The 23045-nt window shown below is 44.2% G+C and carries 15 protein-coding genes and 1 pseudogene; 10 read left to right on the forward strand and 6 right to left on the reverse strand.

The genetic code is table 11. From position 1 onward, the window contains the following. Window positions 1-12: 12 nt before the first annotated feature. The 4 genes from P3L47_RS14635 to cas6 are packed head-to-tail and all read right to left on the reverse strand — an operon-like array spanning window position 13 to window position 4758. Entirely contained in the window at window positions 13-1332 is a 1320-nt protein-coding gene (locus P3L47_RS14635) for a hypothetical protein (RefSeq protein WP_122363064.1), read from the reverse strand. Between the two features lie 12 nt (window positions 1333-1344). Continuing rightward, window positions 1345-3498 (reverse strand): CRISPR-associated helicase Cas3', encoded by a 2154-nt coding sequence (gene cas3 / locus P3L47_RS14640; RefSeq protein WP_122363063.1) that lies wholly within the window; start codon window positions 3496-3498, stop codon window positions 1345-1347. Then, entirely contained in the window at window positions 3495-4088 is a 594-nt protein-coding gene (locus tag P3L47_RS14645; RefSeq protein WP_233577227.1) for a hypothetical protein, read from the reverse strand. Before P3L47_RS14645 ends, cas3 begins: the two co-directional genes overlap by 4 nt. 10 nt (window positions 4089-4098) lie before the next feature. After that, window positions 4099-4758: a CRISPR-associated endoribonuclease Cas6 gene (gene cas6, locus P3L47_RS14650; RefSeq protein WP_122363061.1), complete on the reverse strand. Its 660-nt coding sequence runs from the start codon at window positions 4756-4758 to the stop codon at window positions 4099-4101. Window positions 4759-5781: 1023 nt separating this feature from the next. Between cas6 and P3L47_RS14655 the strand changes: the two genes are divergently transcribed. Further along, entirely contained in the window at window positions 5782-6237 is a 456-nt protein-coding gene (locus P3L47_RS14655) for a phage integrase SAM-like domain-containing protein (protein ID WP_233577225.1), read from the forward strand. A gap of 32 nt (window positions 6238-6269) precedes the next feature. Next, window positions 6270-6470 (forward strand): tyrosine-type recombinase/integrase, encoded by a 201-nt coding sequence (locus P3L47_RS14660; protein WP_233577223.1) that lies wholly within the window; start codon window positions 6270-6272, stop codon window positions 6468-6470. Between the two features lie 135 nt (window positions 6471-6605). On the opposite strand, the gene P3L47_RS14665 is transcribed toward P3L47_RS14660, so the two are convergent. Next, the gene (locus P3L47_RS14665; protein ID WP_122363060.1) at window positions 6606-7046 is read right to left on the reverse strand and encodes a DUF5053 domain-containing protein; all 441 of its coding nucleotides are present in this window, start codon (window positions 7044-7046) and stop codon (window positions 6606-6608) included. Window positions 7047-7754: 708 nt separating this feature from the next. On the opposite strand from P3L47_RS14665, the gene P3L47_RS14670 reads away from it, so the two are divergent. Then, entirely contained in the window at window positions 7755-8156 is a 402-nt protein-coding gene (locus P3L47_RS14670) for a hypothetical protein (protein ID WP_277781277.1), read from the forward strand. Between the two features lie 44 nt (window positions 8157-8200). Here the strand turns inward: P3L47_RS14670 and P3L47_RS14675 are convergent. Next, window positions 8201-9235, reverse strand: a pseudogene (locus tag P3L47_RS14675) (AAA family ATPase). A 194-nt stretch (window positions 9236-9429) separates the two neighbouring features. Here P3L47_RS14675 and P3L47_RS14680 point away from each other — a divergent pair. The 7 genes from P3L47_RS14680 to P3L47_RS14710 all read left to right on the forward strand — a co-directional run bounded on the left by P3L47_RS14680 (window position 9430) and on the right by P3L47_RS14710 (window position 22981). Continuing rightward, window positions 9430-10413, forward strand: coding sequence for a tyrosine-type recombinase/integrase (locus P3L47_RS14680; protein ID WP_233577221.1), 984 nt, complete (start codon window positions 9430-9432; stop codon window positions 10411-10413). Between the two features lie 555 nt (window positions 10414-10968). Further along, window positions 10969-11562, forward strand: a complete 594-nt coding sequence (locus P3L47_RS14685) for a DUF3575 domain-containing protein (protein WP_277781278.1) — start codon at window positions 10969-10971, stop codon at window positions 11560-11562. A gap of 13 nt (window positions 11563-11575) precedes the next feature. Beyond that, window positions 11576-13006, forward strand: a complete 1431-nt coding sequence (locus P3L47_RS14690; RefSeq protein ID WP_122363056.1) for a DUF3868 domain-containing protein — start codon at window positions 11576-11578, stop codon at window positions 13004-13006. Between the two features lie 24 nt (window positions 13007-13030). Continuing rightward, window positions 13031-14941: an Mfa1 family fimbria major subunit gene (locus tag P3L47_RS14695; protein WP_277781279.1), complete on the forward strand. Its 1911-nt coding sequence runs from the start codon at window positions 13031-13033 to the stop codon at window positions 14939-14941. Between the two features lie 19 nt (window positions 14942-14960). Next, window positions 14961-15983: a FimB/Mfa2 family fimbrial subunit gene (locus tag P3L47_RS14700; protein WP_277781280.1), complete on the forward strand. Its 1023-nt coding sequence runs from the start codon at window positions 14961-14963 to the stop codon at window positions 15981-15983. Next, window positions 15980-17362 (forward strand): hypothetical protein, encoded by a 1383-nt coding sequence (locus P3L47_RS14705; protein ID WP_277781281.1) that lies wholly within the window; start codon window positions 15980-15982, stop codon window positions 17360-17362. Before P3L47_RS14700 ends, P3L47_RS14705 begins: the two co-directional genes overlap by 4 nt. 12 nt (window positions 17363-17374) lie before the next feature. Next, window positions 17375-22981 (forward strand): T9SS type A sorting domain-containing protein, encoded by a 5607-nt coding sequence (locus P3L47_RS14710; RefSeq protein WP_277781282.1) that lies wholly within the window; start codon window positions 17375-17377, stop codon window positions 22979-22981. The last annotated feature ends 64 nt before the right edge of the window (window positions 22982-23045 follow it).

Raw genomic sequence — 23045 nt, forward strand, 5'->3', positions numbered from 1 at the left:
GTATTAAGTAGTTTAATTTTTTGATTTCCAATAAGTATATTCAAAGTCGATCAGAGTCATGAATAGAGGGAAAGAATCTTTCGGTAGATAGTAGACTTCTACAAATGCTTTTCTGAATACTTCGTTATCAGAAGATTCGTATTCCATTATCTCTTTGAGCTTTTGCCCGAAGACTTCGATTTTATTTGACTTCCTTACCTCTTTCGACAGATTCGAATAAACAGTCTTGCCTTTCTCTGCTGTCCGTTCAAACTCTATCAGGGCCTTTGCAACAGCAGTGGCCAGTTCCAGTAATTCTGTTTTGTTTATCATAGCAATAATCCAGATTTTATATAGCTCATAATTGATATACGATTCCTCGTTGTTGAATTTGTACTCTTTCCCCTGCGCGTAAGGCATGGAGCCTATGGGGAAGTACTGTCTCAGTTTATCCGGTTCAATCGCTTTTAATCCGATGACACCCAGTTTGCAAGCTGATTTGAAGGTGTAGTTGGTGTTGAACGACTCTATTTCCTCATCAGACAGGATGCTTTGCTTGCCGTCGAAAAAGAGTTTGTCCCTGAAGTCGAACAAAGAGTGGACTTCTGGGAGATAAAGGTTGATAAATCCCAGCGTTGTGTTCGTCTGGGATAGATTATATGAATAAGCTGTTATTACCTTATTAGGATATTTCTTGGATAAAGCCATAATGATTTCGAGCCAGGGTTTGGTCGGTATGGCGAGATTTCCCATCGATTCGGTGGGGACGATATGAAATCCTTTGTACGGTGTCAGATCATTATAAAATTTCCGGCACCAATGGGATAACCAATGCCCGTTCCAGGTTTCGATCTGTTTGTCTTTGACATTAGGTGTCTGATTCAGATACTTCCTATAATATTCCCAACCGCAAAACAGTTGCCATAAAATATCCGGCTCATCCAGTAACATGGCAAAACCTCCGCTTACGCCGATGGCAAGTGCTTCACCGATCCACGAAGCATACATCTCGTCTGTATCGATAGAGGTTTGCATATCGGAGATCTGGCCGGACGTTGTTCCCGCCACATCTTTTGCTGCATATCCGACAAAGATCGACATGTTCGGTTCATCGCAGGTCATGGCGACTTTCAGGTTATTGTATTGGGCCAGCGCTTTGCTTCCATATTTCTTTACATCCTCATCTTTCGGCTTTTGGAAAAAAGGAGAGTTGCTGACGTGTATCAGATGCCTCTCGTCATTGAAAAACAGATTGAAAAATATCCGGTCAAAGAACTCCTCTGCGGATATCTCCGTATTCATTTTCTCATTATATATCTTCAGGAACTTTTTACCGATGTAGCTTGTATACATATTCTAAATGAATTAATCATGTTCCACTAATTGTAATCCATAAATCTCATATTCTTCCTGCGGCATAGGAATGACAAAAGGATTTGCCCCTATATCCTGCAACTGCTCGTATTTATCCCGGTACCGGGAGATTGTTTTCCAGTTGACAGGTATTTCCATATTGATCCGCTCTTCCCAGGTGGCAGTGATATACTTATCTCTGTCGGCGGCCAGTATACAGGTTGCACTTTCTATTTCCAACGCTTTCAGGAGAATGGCTTCAGTCCGGCTGGTCAGGTTTATGAGCGAGAAGTCTCCGTCTTGTACGGCCAGATGAATATCGATCTCCTTTGTTTCGACCGATCGATATACCTTGTCTATTTTTTCCTGCAGACTTCTTTCCTGCAAAATATCCCCGTTATCCGGCAGTTGGTCGAAACTGCGTTTCAGTAGTTCCATTTTGTAAGGAAGCACATTTCCTTCGGGAGCGATTACATGAATCGGCCTGTAAATCCGGTTATTACTTGTTACCCTTTTTCTGTTTATTCTTCCGAATCGCTGTATCAGGCTATCCAAAGGGGCACACAGGGTAATCATCCTGTCGAAACTGATATCCAGGCTGACTTCAACCACCTGTGTCGAAATGACCAGGCAGGGACATTTCCCGTTCCCATATTCTTTCCTGTCGCCGTTGAACTCTTCTTTCAGCAGCTTTTCAAGTTTAACGCGGTCGCTTTGTTTGAAACGGCTATGGATAAGCATCATGGGAATATCTGGAAATTCTTCCCTGAACTCCTTGAAAGCAGCCTGCGCTTTATTGACTGTATTATAAATGGCGAGCACTTTCTCTTTTCCCTTAAAGGCATTTACCAGGATAGGGGAGACGCTGTCCTCCTTATCGAGTTTGAATATCTGATGACGGTCGAATGTATCCAGTGTTTCATCCGATAGTTTGACTTCGTATACATTCTCTTTCCCTCCTAATATCTCCAGCAACTGATTGTATAAAGCGGTAGGCATCGTTGCTGTCCCGATGTGGATGCGGCATCCGAATTTAAGAAGTGCTTTGACGATTTCCAGTACCATCGCTTGCGAATAGTCCGAATAAGTATGTATCTCGTCCAGGATAATATCACATCCTTTTATATCCAGTATGACACTTTCAAAGCCGGAAGTACCGAAGATGATGGACGATAGTTGATGGGGTGTCAATACTTTGATACTCGACCCGATCAATGGCTGTAACATCTTTTCTTCCATATTATTTCCGACGACTATCTTCGATGTCGCATGTAGCAAACGAATATCTTTATTGGGAATAGTCGCTTTTAGTCTTTCCCACATGGCATTTATGGAAGCCTGGAATGGCAGGGTGTAAAAAATGCGTCCTCTGCATCTTTTCAATAGAAAATCTGTTTTTCCTGCACCTGTCGATGCAACCACCAGCGTATGAGGTCGGGTGTCATCTACTCCGATCAGTGACAATGGGTATAGAGGATTTGTTCGTTCCGGTTTAAAATAGGCGGACAGATCCGGAACTTCGAATGTTGTTTCGAGTTCTTTTGCGGTAGATGAAGTAAATGCCGAAGCGAAATGATCTGCCGCCATTAATAACCCTCTCCAGGCAGACCATCCGAAAGTCTGCGATTCGCAATAATCTACCGCATAAAGTAAAGCCATCCTGGATTTATTCCGGTCTATTCCGGTGCAGGCATACCCAAGTTTATTCAATATTTGTATGCCGTATTGACTCCATTCTTCCCAGTCCTGCAGATGGTTGTCTATCCAATGTCGATCGCAGGAAGCAATATCCAATATACCTCTTCGCCGGGGATCGTCTGTGATGGACTTATGATGGGCTACAACCATTTCTATCAAGGTGTCCCATTCCTCTAAAGGAAAGGCCGGCAGGAAAGCCAGTGACGATAACTCATGCCGATGAATGAAATTATTACATCTGTTTGAGAGGGAGCCATTTATAATCTTGTTCATTCGGTCCTGAAAATACGTATGCGCTTTGCCTAGATCGTGTAAAGTTGCCCCTTTGAGAGCAATCGCTACATCGAAGGGAAAATCTATTCGCCGGGCAAAGACCTCGATAGCCTGCCGGGTATGCAGGCAATGTTCAAGGAGTGAAACATGGCCGTTGTCAGGGCTTTTTGCCAGTATTTCGTCGATGGTTTTCATAGGGTACTTCTAATCGGATTACCTTTCACATGTAATACGCCATACATCTCTTCCCCTCCGTGATATCTGTTATATCCGGCTTTGAATCCTTTCACTTCGTCGGAAGGTATCCATTCGAAACCTTCTATCTGTTCAAATTCGTCAGCCGACATTTCGATCGGACGATCCGGCAGTAATATATCTTCATTCCTGCATAAGCAGATAGATTGTTTGGCGGCGCGCAATGCATCGTCATTGTTCTCGAAGGCGAGATACAAATGAGGATATAGAAGAACGCCTCGGGTAATGATGCTAATGTTTTTAGGAAGATAATAGACATTCCCTTGCGTGTCTTTCTTTTTCTCTTTGACAAATCCTCCTTTAGACCACGTTCGTTCCTGTTGCGAATCCAGCCCGCAGTAGTTCAGGCGGTATCTGCTTATTTTCTGAACTCTTTCCGTCGTATTCAGCAATTCCGGGAAAAGTTTTTTTTCAATCCCTTCTATCGTGGAAGTGATCAGAAATTGCAGACTGAATGTTTCGCTATCTCTGACTGCTGTCCAAGGTTTAATAAATCCGAAAGGGCCTGAGTATTTTACTACGTAATACATAATGTGACTATTAGATTATTGAACCGCAACCACTACCAGTTAAAGATCCGATACCGCAATTCCATGCGAAGGCTTTTGTCAGAGGTGTACCATGAATAATCAGGGGACACATACTGCATTTATTACTGATGTTATGGATCGTAACGAGTTTTTCTTTCTTATTGGGATAACTAAGGTCGAACTCAATCTTTAGAGAAGGATCTTCCGGTAATCCGGCAATCTGCATTTTATGCCTCAGAGTTTCTGCCATCAACTCTCCGCTGTTCTCGTCTTTATAGGTGAAGTGTTTATGGTTGTCGTCATAAAAGCGTTTTATAAAGACAGGGCTTCCGAGTTGAAAATGATTTTGGGTGGATAAATCGGGCGTTTCCTGAATGATAATCCCTTCGACTTTCATTCCGCAAAACATATCCGGTGAGTCCATTATTGCTTTTATTATGGTCTTGACATATTTCTCTTCACAAAAAGAGATAAACCAGTTGGCGCCATAAGGAAAATTGAGTCCGTTTTTATATCTTTTTCCTCCTTTTAACCATGAGAAAGAGTATAAGGATATTTTATCGTGAAGTTCGTTTGTCCCAAGCCAACGGTGCAAAACTCCAATAAGTTTCTGCTGGTAATTGAAAGGAACGAGTTCGTTGTTGGCGCTCGTTGATAGATGTATTCTCATATAGTAATTCTGGTATTATATTTAGGTTATATATTATATAATGTATAGATATAATCTAAGTAAGTTAATAGTATACTGTGTTTCTCCCAAATATAACTATAATTTTGGCATAACCTATGAATCTCTTGCTTTATTTATGACTTTAAATGACGAGTACTCCCATTGAAGAGAGGATTGTCTTTGATTAACAGATGATTTCGCTATTAGAAAAAGTTAGAATAAGATTTATACCACCAAGGTACGATTAAAGTACATTATCGACGAACTGCCGACTATCTATTTCCGTTTTAAATACCATACGGTACAATTAAACCAATTAATGCCACCGATGACTACATCCGCTATAAACACTTTAAATACCACTAAGGTACAATTAAACCAAAAAGGAAATGGAAGATGGAGACACTATTGTCTCCTTTAAATACCACTAAGGTACAATTAAACCGGAATACGGTTTGTACCGACTTGAGTGCTTTGCGACTTTAAATACCACTAAGGTACAATTAAACCCCTATAAAATTTTTAGGTTCTCCTTATTCTAAACACTCTCTAAGCCTGTTTGTCCCTTCTTTATTTATCAATGAAAGTTGTCGACCTTCAATTGTATAAAATACCCCGGGGATCGACAACTATCATATAACTCTTATACCTTCCAAGCCATATGTTTCTACTGTACTAAAAACCTATTTTACATCATAGGTCACTAGAGTAGAATAACGCTTCCAAATATACATTATATTAATATATCTGTAAGTTTTATTATCCAATTTGTCCAAGTGTTTTTTATATTTGCATAGTATAATTGTACCTTAGTGGTATTTAAAACCATTCGTATTCGCGGAATTGTAAGAGCGTAGCAAAGTTTAATCGTACCTCAATGGTATTTAAAAATCGCATAGATGAGTTTCGTGCCCGGATCGAAGTATTAACTTAATTGTACCATCTTGGTATCCTCTCCAAACCCATCCCCTCTCTTTTTCTGTTATATTCCATGCCAATAACAATTTAAACAAGAAAATGAATATGGAAGAGAACAATCAGATGAAGAAAAAAGGAATGGCGCGGAATGGGTTTGTGGTTTATGCATTGGGGGTGATAGATGAGATGGAGAGAGGAAGACGCTATGGGATGGCACAGGCCTATCGGAATAGCGTGAAATCGCTGGTGCAGTTTACCGGGAGTCAACGGGTACCGTTTCAGTTGTTTCGGTTCGAGATGCTGAAAGCCTATGAGGGCTGGTTGCTGCAGGAAGGATGTTGTGAGAATACCGTACATTACTATCTGCGGAACCTGCGAGCCATCTATAACAAAGCCGTGAAAGAGAAAGTGATCAGGCCCCGTATGAACCCTTTTTTGCGGAATCTCCGCTACAGGAAATCATCGAGAGGTATCGTACCGATAGCCGTTATGTTTGGCCAGTATTATCCGACGATGCCGACGACGCGGAAAACTATAAACACTATCGGAGTGCGTTGGTAACCTTCAACCGCCACTTGAAAAAGATTGCGGCAATGGCAGATATCACCGAATCCCTGTCCTCCTATATGGCGCGTCACTCATGGGCTACGGCAGCACGTAATAAACTGATGCCTACAGCCGTCATTAGCTCTTACCTGGGACATGCCAGCGAACGGACCACGCAAATCTATCTGGATTCGTTCGACGGAGGCGTAATGAAAAGACTGAACCACAAAGTGATCAATCTGGAATAATAGTCCGGTGATAGTATATATTAAAATAGAGTAGAGAATGTTTGGTTATAGTGACGAATTTTGAATTTTGGCAAAAAAGCCCGGCAGACTGTGAAGTTAGCCGGGCTTTTGTTCTCTGTAAATGTGTCAAGATCTTCAGAGGGTTTGCTCGATAACCCGAGCTGTTCGTTCTATTTTTCCGCTTATGTCGCGGAGTGCTTGTAATAATGTTTGTTTTTCTTCATTGGTGAATTGCGCTTCTTTGCCATGAATCATTAATCCGTTTATACGCTGGCTTAACCACGCACGACTTTTGTTGAAATAGGTACGGGCAATGTAAGACCAGGATACTGATTCATATATGCCATCAAGTTTATTCCTAAGCACGTCATCGATTAGTTTATCGACTCTTGCGCAAGCTTTATTCGCTCCTTCGATAAAAGCTTCACTAACCAACTGCTTTTCTTCGTCGCTTTTTGAGTTGGCAAACGCCTTCACTTCAGAACGAAACGCGTTACGTTCTTCGTCTGTATTCAAGAGCATGAACTTACTTTTCAATGCTTCCAGTTCCTGATTGATTTGTTCCTTATTTGCCATATATTTTGTATTTAAAGTCTAGTGAAAAGATCTTTTAGAGAGTACCCCCGAAGGGGTACTAACTGCTAACCTTTCAACTTGAGTAACAATATCAACCGGTCTAAATGCTGGTCGATTTGTTTTTCAAGTTCTCTTTCCGAGGTACTTTGTACTAAAATATCCCAGTAAAGAGAATAGAACAGAAGATTGTTCTTTTCATGTTCTATCAGAGCCTTTAGCTCATTTTGGTTATCATCCATCTAAAAGATCTTGACACAACAAAGGTAGATAAACATTTGTTTATCTACAAAGGCTTTCATATTTATTTTTACTCTTCTGGGAAGATTGATATTCCTATCAATGTTGGGTGATCTCCTTTTTTTATAGAGTTTAATAATCTATTTGCGTCATTTTGCATCCGTTTTATTTGGCGATTCCCAACGGATTGCGTCAACTTTATAGTGTAAATTAAAGCAAGGTCTCATGAAGTGCAAATAAAATTGCTGTTAATTTCAAATAAACTTTCGTTAATCAGATGAATAAACTTGCAAATGAATATCAATAAATTAAAGGATCTGATTCAGAATAGTGGATTGAGCAAAAAAAACCGGCAAACTGTGAAGTTAGCCGGTTTTTTGTATTAGATATTGTCAAGTATAAAATCTGCAGGAATTCCGAAACAATCTCGTAAGCGTTTAGCGATGTTCAAGTTAAGCGCACGTTTACCGTTTGTATTACCTCCGCTTAGCTTACAAAGCAGCCTTCAACGAATGGGATATAATGACCGTACGTTTCCAGGTCTTTCTCACCCGTCTGTTTACCCGCGATTGGGAGCGGACACTTAATTTCCTGCTGGAATACACCGTACTCGGCACCTTACGTTTCGACCTTCAGCAACCGGACATCATCCTGCGTTTTATCGCCCAAATGGAAAAACGCAGACCCGATTACAACCCCTCTTTGGTCCACCTGGCATTTTCCCTGCTTCTGACCCTCTCTTATAAGGGATCGGTGGAGTACCTGGGCAACAAGCTGCGTGAGGAATGGCTCACCGCTGAAGACCTCAATATGTTGAACGACAAGACTCTGATTGCCAATGAGCCGGGACACAAGCAGTCTAAGGTGAAATAAGTATAAAACAGCTATGGAATGAATGACGATAATACGGTCGGATGTTAATAAGGCTGTTGGCGTAACCAGATAGCAAAGAAGCGATCGTAAACGATATAACCGGCTTCTGTCCGGTAGACCATTTCCATTTTCGTAAGTGTACGAAGAGCAGAATTTACATTGCTGGCGGCTTTCAGCTTGTATTTGGAAATGAAAGAACCGACATTGATCTCCGGTACGATCCGTTCCTTTGCTATCGCTTTGATTAAACGTATAGCACCGGAAGTATAAGCTGCCAGTAAGTTTTGATAACCATATTCATTTTCTGCGACGATTTCGCGTATAGCACGACTCACCATTTCTTGATCGGGGTTTACGGAATATCCATACAGACGGTTTAATATGGCTTGGATATACCATGTATGCCCTTCGAACTCATCGTAAATGCTGGAAAAAGTATCTTCACTTATAAGAAGGTTTTGTCTGGCAAACCAAGTAGCGGAGAAATCGTAATAAGCCTTTCTGTCGATACACCCGATGGTTATTGTCTGCGTACTTTGATAAAAAGGACGTTTGGTCGACAAAAACATTTCCTACATAACATGCTGTTTACTGCCGGCAAAAATAAAACGGACATTAGGTAAAAACTGGATGTAAGAACGTAACAAGGCTTCCACCCCTTTTTCCGGATATTCCGTGATTTGCTGGAATTCGTCGATGGCGATATAGCAACGTTTTTCCGACGATTGCAGGTAATTGAATATCTCTTTTAAAGTAGCTTCTTCTTTATCTGTCGCAATATCGATACTGACACTGCCTAATACGGTGCTGGCGAATACCTGTACAAATTCATTCAGGTTTTGTGTCGAATAAATATCGAGATAAAGAGTGATAATGTCGGGTTGTTGTTCATGTAACTTATAGAAAACGTGTTTGATCAATCCTGTTTTTTCCATACGCCGGGGAGCAACAAGCGTCAGGTTGCGTTCGTTGTATAGAGCATTGATTATTTGCCCGGTTTCCTGTTGTCTGTCACAGAAATAATCGGGGCCGTAATATCCTGCTATCAGGAAAGGATTGTTCGGTTGAATTGTTGACATATCTTCATTGCGTAAATTACGTAACGCAAATTGCGTAATAAAGATCGAAGTGTGCAAATAATAACTAATACATTTGTCAACGACCAACCGGATCGGTTCCTTTTTTATTTGGAAAAGGGGGTAGGGGTAGATATCTTTGGGGGCGTATTTGCTGTTATAAGGACGGTAATGGGTAATTTATAAATAGTATGGAAATGAAAGTAACACAAGAAAACAATCGAAAAAGAAAAGGTCCTTTGTTGTACGACTATATTCGGCAGCGGGCGGAAAGTAAACAACTGATGGGTAAAAACAGTACAGCTGACCTTTATTTGGCAGCCGGTCGTCATTTTTACCGATTTCAAAGAAACAAGGATATACCGATTCGTGATCTGACTTCCACCTTGTTAAATGATTTTCAAGCCTATTTGCAGGCAAAAAGATTAAAGATCAATACGATTAATAGTTATCTGAGTAGCCTGAGGGCTGTCTACAATGCAGCTTTCGACGAACAGCCGTTTGAAATGAGGTATCATCCGTTTCGCAAGTTGAAACTGAAACGTGATCTGACAGTCAAAAAACCTTTATCTGATCAGCAAGTAAAGAAAATGGCGGCAGCTGATTTTCGTGACCGTCCCGATCTGACTCTGGCTACCGATTTGGCACTATTCAGTTTCATGGCTTATGGCATGCCTTTTGCTGATATGGTTCGTCTGACTCGAAAGAATATCCGAGGACAAGCTATAGTATATAACCGTCATAAAACGGGGATCGAGATATGTATTGAGATTACTTCCGGTATGTGGCAAATTATTCATAAATACGAGTCTTCCGAGAGGGATTATCTTTTTCCTGTGATGTTTGCATCTGCTACTTATCGGCAATACAAGGGGATGCTCTCTAATCATAATTCTGCATTGAAAGAAGTGGGTCGGCTTCTGTCGATTTCTGATAACCTGACCTCTTATGTAATGCGTTATACCTGGGCTTCGGAGGCTCGTCGTTTACATGTGGACATCGCCGTGATCAGCCAGGCATTAGGACATACCAATGAAAAGACCACCCGCGGATATTTTAATCGGATGGAACAGCCGGAACTGAATGAGGCCAATCAAAAGATTACGGATCCCATTAGTAAAATACTGATAAACAAACAAAAAGGTAGAGGTGTTTTTCGGATGGAAGGAACTTATTTATGAAATAAGAAATAGCTTATTTATGAAATAAGAATAATATCATAAAGTCTTTTGAAAATCACGCATTATCATTTATCTCAAAATGATTACTGAATGCAAAGTTAAGATATTAGTTGTTAAAAAAGAAACATTTTCTTACTATTTTATCTACATCTTTAGGTTTGTTTTCAGGTTAGATAAAGACTTCTCGAAATTTATACTATATTTTATATAAATTCAACCGCTAAATCTATACTAATATTAAATGGCAGAATGTTTAGACATAGCCGGTTAACCCCATCACGCTTTAACTTTTCTTTAGTAAAGATATCCTTACCGATTTTTGTAGAATTAAACATGTTTGAGTTTCCATTGTTGGTTTTTTACTCTTCATAATAGCTGTCGTTTCTTCAGAATTTATATTCTAAAATAGACAACCTAAACTTATTTCATAAATAAGCTATTTCTTATTTCATAAATAAGTTTAGGTTCATGGTGAGTTTACCTGGTATTAGAACCTTTACTCCGCGATTTTTGAATCAGCGAATAAAATAACTATAATAAAACATAACTAGTATGATGAGAAAACTTATCTTGATGATGTTCCTGTTTGTGATCCCTCTGTCGTTCTACGCACAGGACAGGTTGACCGGAGAAAAAGGTTCGACCGTCGGGATCAAGACCAATATTCCATATTGGGGAGCAATGGTAACTTTTAATGCCGGCGCGGAGTTCCGCCTGGCACGTCACTGGAGTTTGGACATAGAGACCGGCCTCAATCCGTTCGACGGAAAGAAGGACGACGGGAGCTATGGCAAATCTCTCAAACATTGGCGACTCCATCCGGAGATGCGCTATTGGTTCTGTGAAACCTTTTATAAACATTTCATCGGGTTGCATGTCCCGTACATATTATATAATGTATCGAACATCAAACTGCTCGGTACCGAAGACGAACGCCACCAGGGGTGGGGCGCAGGCGTGGGCGTCAGCTACGGATATTCCTGGCTGCTCTCCAAACACTGGAACTTAGAAGCTACTGTCGGTGTGGGTTACCTCTACCTCGAATCGGAGAAGTACCCCTGTACTAACTGCGGACGCCGCCAAGAGTACGTGAAGAAACATTATTTCGGTCCCACGCAGGCCGCTATCAACCTGATTTATCAATTCTAAACATCGCTGCCTTATGAAAATGAACAAGCATACATGGATTGTGGCAAGTCTGCTGGCGGTAGCCACCTTGCAGGCACAAGAGATTAAAGTAAAAGATAAGATTGTGGAGAAGTCGGACGGTACCCTGCTGATCGGCATGACGCTCGACTTCGGAGAAATCAAAGTCCCTTCAGACCGTAGCCTGGTTTGCACACCGGTCATATCGGCAGGAGACAGCATCCGTCCCCTGACACCGGTCATCCTGAGCGGACGCGACCGACATATATTATATGAACGGACAGAGCGCACCTATACGACACACGATGAATACGAACTGCTCCGCGAGAATGGCAAGCCACAGACCTTCGAATACACCACCCGCACACCGATGGCACCGTGGATGAAGAAGTCGGAAGTCGCCCTCGTCATCGACGAATGTGGTTGCGGTTGGGAGGCATTGCAGAACGACCGCTCACCGCTTTTTCCGATTAACATGGCAGAGCCGGTGGTATTGAAACCGCTGCTTGCCTACCGTACGCCCGAAGCCGAAGCAGTCAAGGCGCGTTCGATCGAAGGCAAGGCGTTCCTTGACTTCCCGGTTAATAAGATTACCATCTATCCCGACTATCGCAACAACCCGCGCGAACTGGCCGCCATCCGTGCCACGATCGAGTCGGTGAAGGACGATCCTTACGCCACTATCACGGAGGTGTGGATCAAAGGTTTCGCCTCTCCCGAAGGAACTTACGCCAACAACACCTATCTGGCAGAAAACCGTGCCAAGGCTTTGTGCGACTATGTGAAGAGCCTTTACCGCTTCGAACATGCTACCTTCAGCGTCGACTTCGAGCCGGAAGACTGGGAAGGGTTGGAAAAGCGGCTGGAAGAGATGAACTTGCCCGACAAGGCGGAACTGCTCGCCATCATCCGCAACCCGGAACCGCGCGACTTAGACAAAAAGGAATGGAAGCTAAAGACGCTGAACGGCGGAACCTCTTACAAGATCCTGTTGCGCGACATCTATCCCGCCTTGCGCCACTCGGATTACGTGGTGAAATACAACATCCGCAACTTCACAGCCGAAGAGGCGAAGTCGCTCATCTACACCGACCCGAAGAAGCTCAGCTTGAACGAAATGTTCATGGTGGCGCAGCTTTTCGAAGCCGGCAGCGAGAAGTATAACGAAGTGTTCGAAATCGCGGTCCGCATGTTCCCCGACGACCCGGTGTCTAATTTGAATGCCGCCAACATCGCCATTCGGACAGGCCAGCTCGACCGTGCGGAAAGCTACCTTGCGAAAGCTGTCGAAGGCGACGAGAAACAGTTGGCACTTGCCTCCGTCCGGATGCTGCGTGGCGATCTCGACGGTGCGGAAGCGATCCTGAAAGGATTGGAAAACAGCTCGGTAGCAGGCGAAGCCGCCCGTGCGAACCTCGAACAGATCAAGGCGAAGCGCGAAGAATGAGATATTTTCAAAAAACGATAGCGTATGAATATTATACATAAATTATTAGTATATGCCTGTGCTGCGGGCTGTTTTTTGTCTGCCGCATGTTCGGATGAGTACCGGACGGAACGGGACGACGACGGCGACAAGCCGGTGGAGGAGAACTATCTCCGACTGACGCTCCGTTGTCCGGATGCCAAGGCACCGCTCACCCGCTCGAATCCTACAGGAGGCGAGAACGGCGACGGCTACGAGCCGGGGCAGGACTACGAGACGCGCATCGACGACCTGATGTTGCTCTTCTACCAAGGGACAGACGGGGTGAACTCGCCTGCCTTGACCCCGATAGACAAGATTATCTATCTCGACCGCGACGCTATGCAGGGCGACAACCGCACCGAACCGGTGTTGGTGGGATTGCCCGCCGGATGGTACGACCTGCTGGTTATTACCAACACCGGCAATATCCGCCCGCAGCTCAAAGACTTGACGCTCGGAGAAGTACGTGACTTCCTGCAAAAGCGTGCGTGGATGGAAAGAAACGGCGAGTATTCACATTTCGTGATGGCTTCGGACGGCCACCTGGACGAGAAGGTGTATATCTGTGGCGACAACACGATCGATAACCCCGCTTTCGCAACGGTCGAGGTCGAACGCCATGCGGCACGCATCGACTACCTGCCGGTACATGACTATTTCGATGTGATGGACAAGACGGCGGGAGCAGCCCGCGTGTCGATTACCGGTGCCATGATCGTCAACAAGCTGGATGCAGGTTCATTCATGGTCAAACGAGTGGTCGGAGCGGTGGCCAACGATGCGTTCGGACCGGCAAGCGCAGTTGAGTTTTTAGGCTTGGAGTTGCCTGAATGGGGCGACCACCAGACTAACTACGTGCTCGACCCGTGGAGCCGCTACAAGACGATGGCGAATGTGAACAGCGAGATGTTCAACCCTAACTGGCCGGAGCGTCCCGCTTCGGACGGCAAACCGGTCGAAGCACTCTATGAAAACTACTTTATGAGTTTCGGTACTTCGGCAGGTAACTGGCGTTTCACCAACGGTATGGGTGACCGCGTGGGCGAATGGTACTGCGTGGGCTACACGAAAGAAAATACGGTAGCGCGTGCCGACCAGTCGCCTTACTATTGCACAGGCGTGGTGTTCAGGACATTATACGGACCCGGAAGGTGTCTCTTCTATGATCCCGCTACCGGAACGACCGACTATCGCAAAGGATTGGACGGTTCGCCGTTTACCTTCTTTGCTTTCAAAGGCGTAATTTACGGTTCGCCCGAAGCAGCGATGCTGGCTTTCACTGAAGGGGCACTGGACGTCTCTACCTACGACTTCACGGGCAAGACCTGGGGCGACGTGCGTTCGCTGGCATCGAGCTTGAAGGAGGGCGACCCGACCGGATACCGCCGTTTCCTTTCAAGGCAGTTGAAAGACAAGGATTCTTCAGCTGCTCTGACTGCTGCCGAAGTTTCGGCATTGGCGTGGAAGGAATATATGTATACGACGTTCGGATATGCCTCACGCACGGATGGCACGCCGCAGGTCAATCAGGGCGGTAAAGACACGCGTCGTCTGTTGGCACGCTATGGTCTGCATACCTATGTGGACGGTGTTTGTTTCTACACACACTGGATTCGCCATTCTAACAACAATGCTCCGTCGAAGGGCATCATGGAGTATGCCATTGTGCGCAACAACGTCTACAAGTTGCGCATCCGTGACTTCTACGGCCTGGGAGACGATATTCCCTACGAACCGCCGTTCGATCCCGAACCTAAGGACCCGATAAATCCGGATAACCCGGATGATCCGAAAGACCCCGAAGATCCCGACAATCCAGATGAACCGAACAAACCCGATGAACCGGAAAAAATCGAAATCGAAGTGATTGTCAAGCCTTGGGGACCGCTTCAGGACGAGACGATTTATTTTTAACGTGCAAAATTGGAGAACAATGAACTATCATAAAATACTATATCTTTTATTCCCGGTGCTGGCGGTGTTTTGCCTCGCCGGACTGGCTTCATGCGATTATATCCATGACGAACTGCCTCTTTGCCGGCACACGCTCCGTTTCGTCTACCGGCATAACATCAAACACGCCGATGCGTTTGCCTACGAAATGGTGAACCAGGAGCGCGAAAAGAACGTCCGCCTCTACATCTACGACGACAAGGGGGCGTTCCTATCTTCCCGTCTGATCGAGGGCGAGGAACTGAAAAAGAACGAAGTAGACCTCAGCGAACTGGCTCCGGGTGATTACCGCCTGTTGGCTTGGGCGGGGCTGAACGATACGGATTATACCTGGATGGAACCCGCCGCAGGCTCTACGATCGAAGACTTCCGTATGGCGGTGAAGGCGGCGGAGAACCGTGTGGACCGCGAGTTGTCGGGACTCTTCCAGGGTGAGCTGGACTATACGATCCCGGCGGGCGGCGCGACCGACACCGAGTTTCCGCTCGTGAAAAACACCAACAAAATCCGTTTCATCTTGGTGGATGCCAACCGGGGTACGGAGCTGTCGAAAGACGCCTTCGACTTTGTAGTCACCACTACCAACGGCGACCTCGATGCGCACAACCAGCCCATCGCCGACAAGCGCATCACCTGGCTGCCCTACCTGCAACAGGTCGAAACGGTCAAATCGGCTGATAATGCAACCGTTGCCTACGATGCCGTCTGCACCGAGCTGAACACCTTGCGCCTGATCGACAACGCGACCGGTACGCTGAGTGTCCGCTATGCAAGCGAAAAGACGCCGTTTATCAATGTCGATCTGGCAGGTCTGTTGAAGTTGACGCAGATCGAGTCGCACAAACTGGACGGACAGGAATATCTGGATCGTCAGGACGAATATGTGCTCACCGCATACGTGGATATCGCCGGCGGACGGGCTCATTGCCTCTATGTAGTAGTGGACGACTGGATCGTCCGTCTCGAAGACGTGACACTTGGTAATGAGGAGATGGGATTATGAAAAACAGATTGAACCAATACAAGAGCTTGCCACTGCTTGCCAGCCTGTTTGCCCTCATCGCGTTCGGTTGCGTGAGCGGCGAACGGGGTGCGGGGGGCGACCCCGACCTTCCTGACATGCTGGAGGTGGATTTGCAGGTGGGTATCTCTGAGACTTCGAAGTCGTTGCAGACGAAAGCCGCAGATGCAAATGCGTTGCCCGGTGAACAGATCAACTCTTTGGTCGTGTTTATCGTCAATGCTTCCGATAAGATAGAAAAGAAATTCCAACCGGATTTGACTGGTGACGAGGAAGCGAAAAAAGGCGAATTGACAAGCTGGAAGTCCGGCTCTTTCGAGATTACCGGTGGTCCGAAGAAGATTTATGCGTTTGCCAACTGGGAGTCGATAAAAGACAATCCGTTGGAAAATGTTGTAAATATACCGGAAGGACAAGATATGCCGTCGCTTCCCGTATCCGTTTCTTGGGAATCCGGTGTTAATGACATTTCTAAGACATCAAAATTCCTCCCCATGAGCGTGCAGGAAGAGTGGATTCCGGCAAAAGGGGGGAAACCGATTTGTTTGGTTCGTTTAATAAGTCGTTTGAAAGTCAAGATGCTCAACAGAACGAGCCATACGATTACTGTTACAAAGTTAACTTTAGGCAAGTTCAACACGGCAGGAAATCTTTTTGAAGCGGATAAGTATTTGGCTCTGACGGGAGGCGGTTATTCGATTGACAAGCCTTTCGAAGATAACAAGCAACTTGCAGTAAGCGAATCCATAGAATCCGATTGGTATTACGTGAACGAATCGGAAGCTACCGACGGTTTTGAGGTGGAGTTGGAAACGAGTAGTGACAAACATTTAACAGGTGATAACCCCCATCAAGGAACGAAGTACACCGCTCTTCGCCAGATCCCCCGCAACCATTTTTGGAATCTGAATATTGAGTTCACGCCTTATAAATTGACGCTTTTAGCCGTAAGTAATGAAAATCCTCCGATCGGCGGGTATCCGGAATCTTCGGTAACAAGCAAAGGTATAACCGATTTGGTTTGCACTGTATATGGCGGTGGTCCGTTTACTATTATAATCGAAAAGTTAGTTTCGCAGGAGGAAAACGGAGATGTAGATCTTTCTGACCAGGTAACTTGGAGTATCGGAAAGGTAGATAAGGGAGATTTGTTGGCAGAAGCTCCTAATAAAATCGAGCAAGCCACAATGGATGGTGCATCACGTTATCAAATAACAGGCGGTCGCATGGTCGGTGCAGCCACTAAGGATCAAAGCGCGACCTTCGAATTGATTGCAAAGAAAGACGACAGTGTTTTAGCCACTTTCCAAATCCAGTTACGATTTGCGGATCTATTTGAACTGACAACAGATAAAAACTAAATTCAGAATACGATGAAACGAAAAAAAACAATATATGACAAATGGCTCCGAACGTTATTCCTGTCGTTTGCCCTGCTCACAGGCGGAGGTGTCGGGATGGCTTGGGGACAGGAAACGACGACTAGACCGGTGATTAGCCTAATGTTTTCAGAAGATCATGATAAAGTTCATGTGAAAGAAGAGATTATTTATGTTGATCCAACTAAGCCACGTGTATTGTCGATACCAGTGTTGAATGTAAATACGAGGAACAATAATGACCAATCCTACAACTGGTTTGTTCATTGGTATGTGAAAAATGGGGATAATTTTGTCAAAGAAAGAATAGGACATCACTCAGTAACTGTTACTAAAAACATGTCTGCTAATAGAGGTGGATCTTTGAGTATATGTAATGAAAACTCAGTAGGAAATACAGGAAATGCAGATTTGTACATAACACATGATTATTTTATCAAAGTCAAAGAAACCGATGGCTTAATTTGGTCGAATCGATTAAAAGATTCAAATGTCATTCCGGAACAAACCAACGGGATTTTGAGTGAATATAAGCGTGGTCTGGGAATCGACGCCTCTACCATTGTCTATACATTGCCGGAGGACTATGCAGATGGTGATGTTGTGTATTGTGATGTAAGTGTTTATCAGGATGGAACTTGGACACCTTCAAGTTCTTCTGACATCAAAGGAACATATGCAGAACCCACCTTGCTTAAACGATACAAGTATGTAATAAAAAAAGCGGAAGAGTGTCCTTCTTATATTCAGGAGAAAACAATTTATCATATCGATTTTCCGAAAGATGCAGAATCTATAAACTTATCTATGCCTTATACACCGGATAATTATTTTTGGAACGATGGGAAGGTTCACCAAGGATCAAAATTTCAATATCGAATAAATAGTGATGATAATGCCGATTTTAAAGATTTTCATCTTGTAACAAGAAAGGCAGACTTGGATTTGCAACAGACGCAGAAAATAGAAATAAACGATGCGCTTAAAAATGATTTTAAGGTTGATATACGAGCCATTTGTAATGAAAACACTCCCCATCAGAGTGGGGTTATTGCCACTTTCAATTTTCATCCGATTGAGAATGCTAAGTTCATATTGGAAGATGAGATAAATAAGGATAGTGACAGATGGCCCAGAGGGAATATTAAGAAATATAAACAAATAGGGATTGTTGATTTTGACCAAAATTCTATTGTAAATGAGATTCAAGCAGGTGATAATATGTCAAATAATCCTTTGGGTTCTTTCAACCAGTCTGAAACAAGTTACGGATTTATATATAAAAACGGTAAGTCCTTATTAGACCAAAATTCAAAGTGTTATACTTCATATCCTGGAATGTATGGCTTGTTTAGAAGTGCGAATGTTGAAGGTAAGTCTAAACATGATGGTCTTTGTTCTACTGGCGATGTAAATAGATACTATAAGTGGGTAACACCTTATATAGAAAAAGCGTATAATTATGGAAGTAAAATTTATGAAAACAGAGAATTGTATGATCGAACTTATACAGTAACCAAGGAAGCAGGCGATACAAAATACGGTTATTTTTGTTATATTGATGCAACTGATGAACCGGGAACTTTGGTTTCCGTACCAATAGAAGGTTCTATTTGTGGAAATACGGAGTTGACCGTAACCGGATGGTTAGCCGATATGACGCGCCCGGGATGTGACGTATGGGCTGATGGTAATCCTCTTCCGTTGGTTCCTAATTTGAATATAATATTAAAAGGAGTAAAAGGTCAAGAAGAAGTTGTACTTCACAGGTTTACAACAGGAGATGCATTAACGGATTATAAAGATAATAAGCTTGGTCATTCAAATGCTTCTAATGTAAATACAGAGACCAGAGATAAATTTAATTATAACCTTATGAAATGGCAACAATTCCATTACAAATTTGTCGTTTCGGAAGATGAGATCGCCGGCTGTACCGAATTTTATTTGGAAGTCCAAAACAACGAGCCCCACACCGATGGAGCCGACTATGCCATTGACGATATCCGTATCTTTAAAAGAAAACCGGAAGTTGAAATTATCCAAGCCGGTGACTTGTGTGATACGGAATTAAAAACAGTCAAATATGCAACAAGTTATAGTAATATAATGAGTGTAATGGGGTTGACTGCGAACACAAAAGTGGAAGGTATAAATAAAGACGTTGAATGGGATGACAAGTTGCCTCAGGAGTTGAAGGATTATATAAGTGAAAAATATCCTAATGGCGAAAGTGATGCAGTAGAATATTTTACAAAAATTTATTATTCCGTTTATGCGGAGGATAATTTAAATAGTCCTATTGAAATCGACTACGATGGTGACGGCATCCCGGAATCATGTCGTGTGTCTTATCTTTCCACTCGTAAGGAAGATATGAAATGGGTGGATTCGTCTTTTGGTTCGGATGGGAAAACTTCGGGAGATAAAATCTATTCTCTTCCTCTTAATATTGGTGAGTCTTTTGATCCCAATAAAAAATATATAGCCAGAATTTCCGCTCAACCGATAGGTCACCCAAGTGTGCCTGTTAAGTGTGATGCTTGTGCTTTAACCGGAGATCCGTTTAGTATTTCTCTTACGGGAGATCGCTTTAAGATATTTGAAGGGGATGATTTGAATACTGAAATCTCATCGCCGGAAAATGCGGAGCAGGGGAAAAGATATAAAATAGCCGGTAATTTCCGTTATTTGGGTGAGAATGGATGGGAAACAGTAGAAAATGCCAAGTTTGATTGGTTTATAGGAGATGTTGTAGAGTTTAATGCATCAACAGTGACTGTGAATAGTCAAACATACACAATAGCACAGGCACTAAGGGAGATTTCTACGAATCCTGATGGGAGTGAGGTTATAAAAAATGCTTTAACAACTTATGGAGAAGAATATTGTAAAGACAATGCGAGGGGAAAATTTGTTTTTAGTCAACCATTCTTTGAATACACAATGGCAAACAAATACCAAACAATTATAGGTTTGCCACAAGCTCAACAAAAAGATGGTAATGGTAATGTGATTGATGACCATTTGTATTGCCCTGACCCTGTCGTAATCCAATTAGGTCCGAATCCTCCGACTATCGAGCCGGGTGATCCCAACGTGCCCGATCCAGAGGACTCGGATGATCCCCAAGACCCTGAAGACCCGGATCCCAAAGATCCGGAGGATCCGAATAATCCGAACCAACCCGATGATTTTGGAGGTAAACATGTCCGTTCCGTCCGTGTCGGATTAGTCCAGATACGGGATATGCAGCAGAGTGGTGGTACATTGCGTATTCCGATTCATCTCCGGAAGTCGGCAGATGGTGAGACATTTGCCAAGGATACAAAGACCGATATAACGATTTTGAAGACTTCTGACACGAAATGGAATAAATCAAAATCGGTTGCTACTTTGGAGGAACTTGTCGATGATGCTACAACAGTAGCCTGGACTACGAATTATTTCAAAATCAAATTCACCTCAGATGCTGTTAACAACTTCAAAGAAGGTTTTTGGTATATGGTGGATATACCTTATGTTGTAAAGGATAAAGAAGATAAGATTACTTATTCCAGTTCTTTCCAACTCACCCTCAAAATCGTCCCCGAATATGTGACGTGGGTAGGAAGTACCGAGAATATGCACAACTGGAATAACGACGGACCAAAGCATTGGAGACGGTCTACGGATAATGAACTTTATACAATGAACATTGCAAACAAAAACGGTGAGCATACTGAAGCCTACACTCCGATGCGTTTCACGAAAGTGACTATTCACGGGAAAGCGAAAGATAAGAATGGTAGTTATAGTACTGATGGAAACGCTTATGCCGCCTATCCGTATTTGTACAGATTGAGTAAACGGACGACAGCTCCAGCAGCCTTAGTAGATATGGCTCCGGCAGGTATGGATGCAACTATCGGTGCCGCCACCAAGAATATCGAATACGACTTGCTTGCCGATCCGGATTATGAACGGGAGTTGTTTGGAAGTGTTACGAATCCGGATAAGTCGACTACAGGTGATAATCACAACTACTCCTGTGTCCGCTTCTACGGCAACATCTGCGACGAGATCTACATCAAGCCCGAATCGGAAATCCTGCATACGGAGTACCTGACCTACAACACGGCACGGGTAGACTACGAAATGGCTCCGAACCGCTGGTACATGCTCGCTTCACCTTTGAAAGGCGTAGTGTCGGGGGATATGTATTTGCCGACAGGTACAGAAACTCCAAAGGTAGGTAGCTATGCACGCCAGGAAACACCCGCGTTTACGGATATTACCTATGTGGATAATACAAACTATTCCCGTTGGAAACCTGCCGTTTATATGCGCGGATGGGATAAGGCTACAGCTACGGTTGTTCGCCCGGATGGTACTAAGCCCAATTACGGGATTACAGGTAGTTGGTCAAACCTCTATAATGATGTAGATGTTCCGTTTACTCCGGGTACTGGATTCTCGATTGGGACAAAGACGGATAGAACTACAACATTAACTAACGATAAAGTATTGTTTCGTCTGCCAAAGGTTGATACTGAATATACGTATTATGGTAGTAGTAATGGTACAGAAGGAGATAAAACAAAGTTGACAAATCGTGAAGATAACGGCCGCTTCCATATCAGCCCTGATGAAAAAGGACAAAAGGCTGTTACTTCTTGTTCGGCATCCTCTACCGGCGGTATGTTCGGTAATCCGTTCATGTCGCATTTGGATATGACAAAGTTCTTACAAGGTAAGTCACAAAAAACTTACTATATCATGACCGCTACAGGTACGACTACCAATATCTTGGGTGATGAATATTCCATCTCAACAGGTGACGCAGATCCTAAGTTTGTCGCCCCTCTCCAATCATTCATCGTGAAAGATCTGGCTTCTGCCACTTTCACAACCGATATGATTGCGAAAGCCCCGACAACCGGAAAGCTCGGTTTGCGCTCCGCAACCGTCGCTCCGGCCGAAGAGTCCCTGCCGCAATTGCGCATCACTGCCACCCGTGACGGCATACGCAACACCGCCGTCGTTGCCGGTCTTGCCACCGCTTCGGACAGCTATGTGGAGGGTGAAGACGCTGCCTTGCTGATCAACGAGGAAGTCGCCGCACCACAGGTGTATACTCTTGCCGGTAATCAGATGGTAGCCATCAACGTGACACCCGACCTGGCTGAAATCCCCGTCGGTATCCACGGCAAAGACGCGACCCCGGTAGAGCTGAGCTTCAAACTGTCAGGTGCCATGAAGAACGTGAAGCTGGTAGACAAACAGACCGGCAAGCGTTATGACGTGACCGACGGCCTGACACTGACCGTCCCGGGCAACACCTACGGACGCTACTTCTTGAACGGCTCCATCGCCACGTCGAACGAGATCATCGCCCAGGGCCGCATCATCTTCTACAACAGTGCGCCTGGCCGCATCGACGTCTCTTCGGTCGATGCACTCAGCGAAGTGACGGTCTACGACATCTCCGGCCGTGCCCTGCGCACCTTGCGCAACCTGAATACCCCGACCGTCTCTGTCGATCACCTCGCACCGGGCATCTACGTCGTCCGTGCCGAAAGCGGTTCGCAAGTCGTAAGTGAAAAGGTAGAAGTGAAGTAAAAGTGTAACTCTTATGTAAATGATATCAAATTGGGGAATCGATGATGCGCCCGGCGTCCCGGTA

It is taken from the genome of Parabacteroides chongii (assembly GCF_029581355.1).
GTDB lineage: Bacteria > Bacteroidota > Bacteroidia > Bacteroidales > Tannerellaceae > Parabacteroides > Parabacteroides chongii.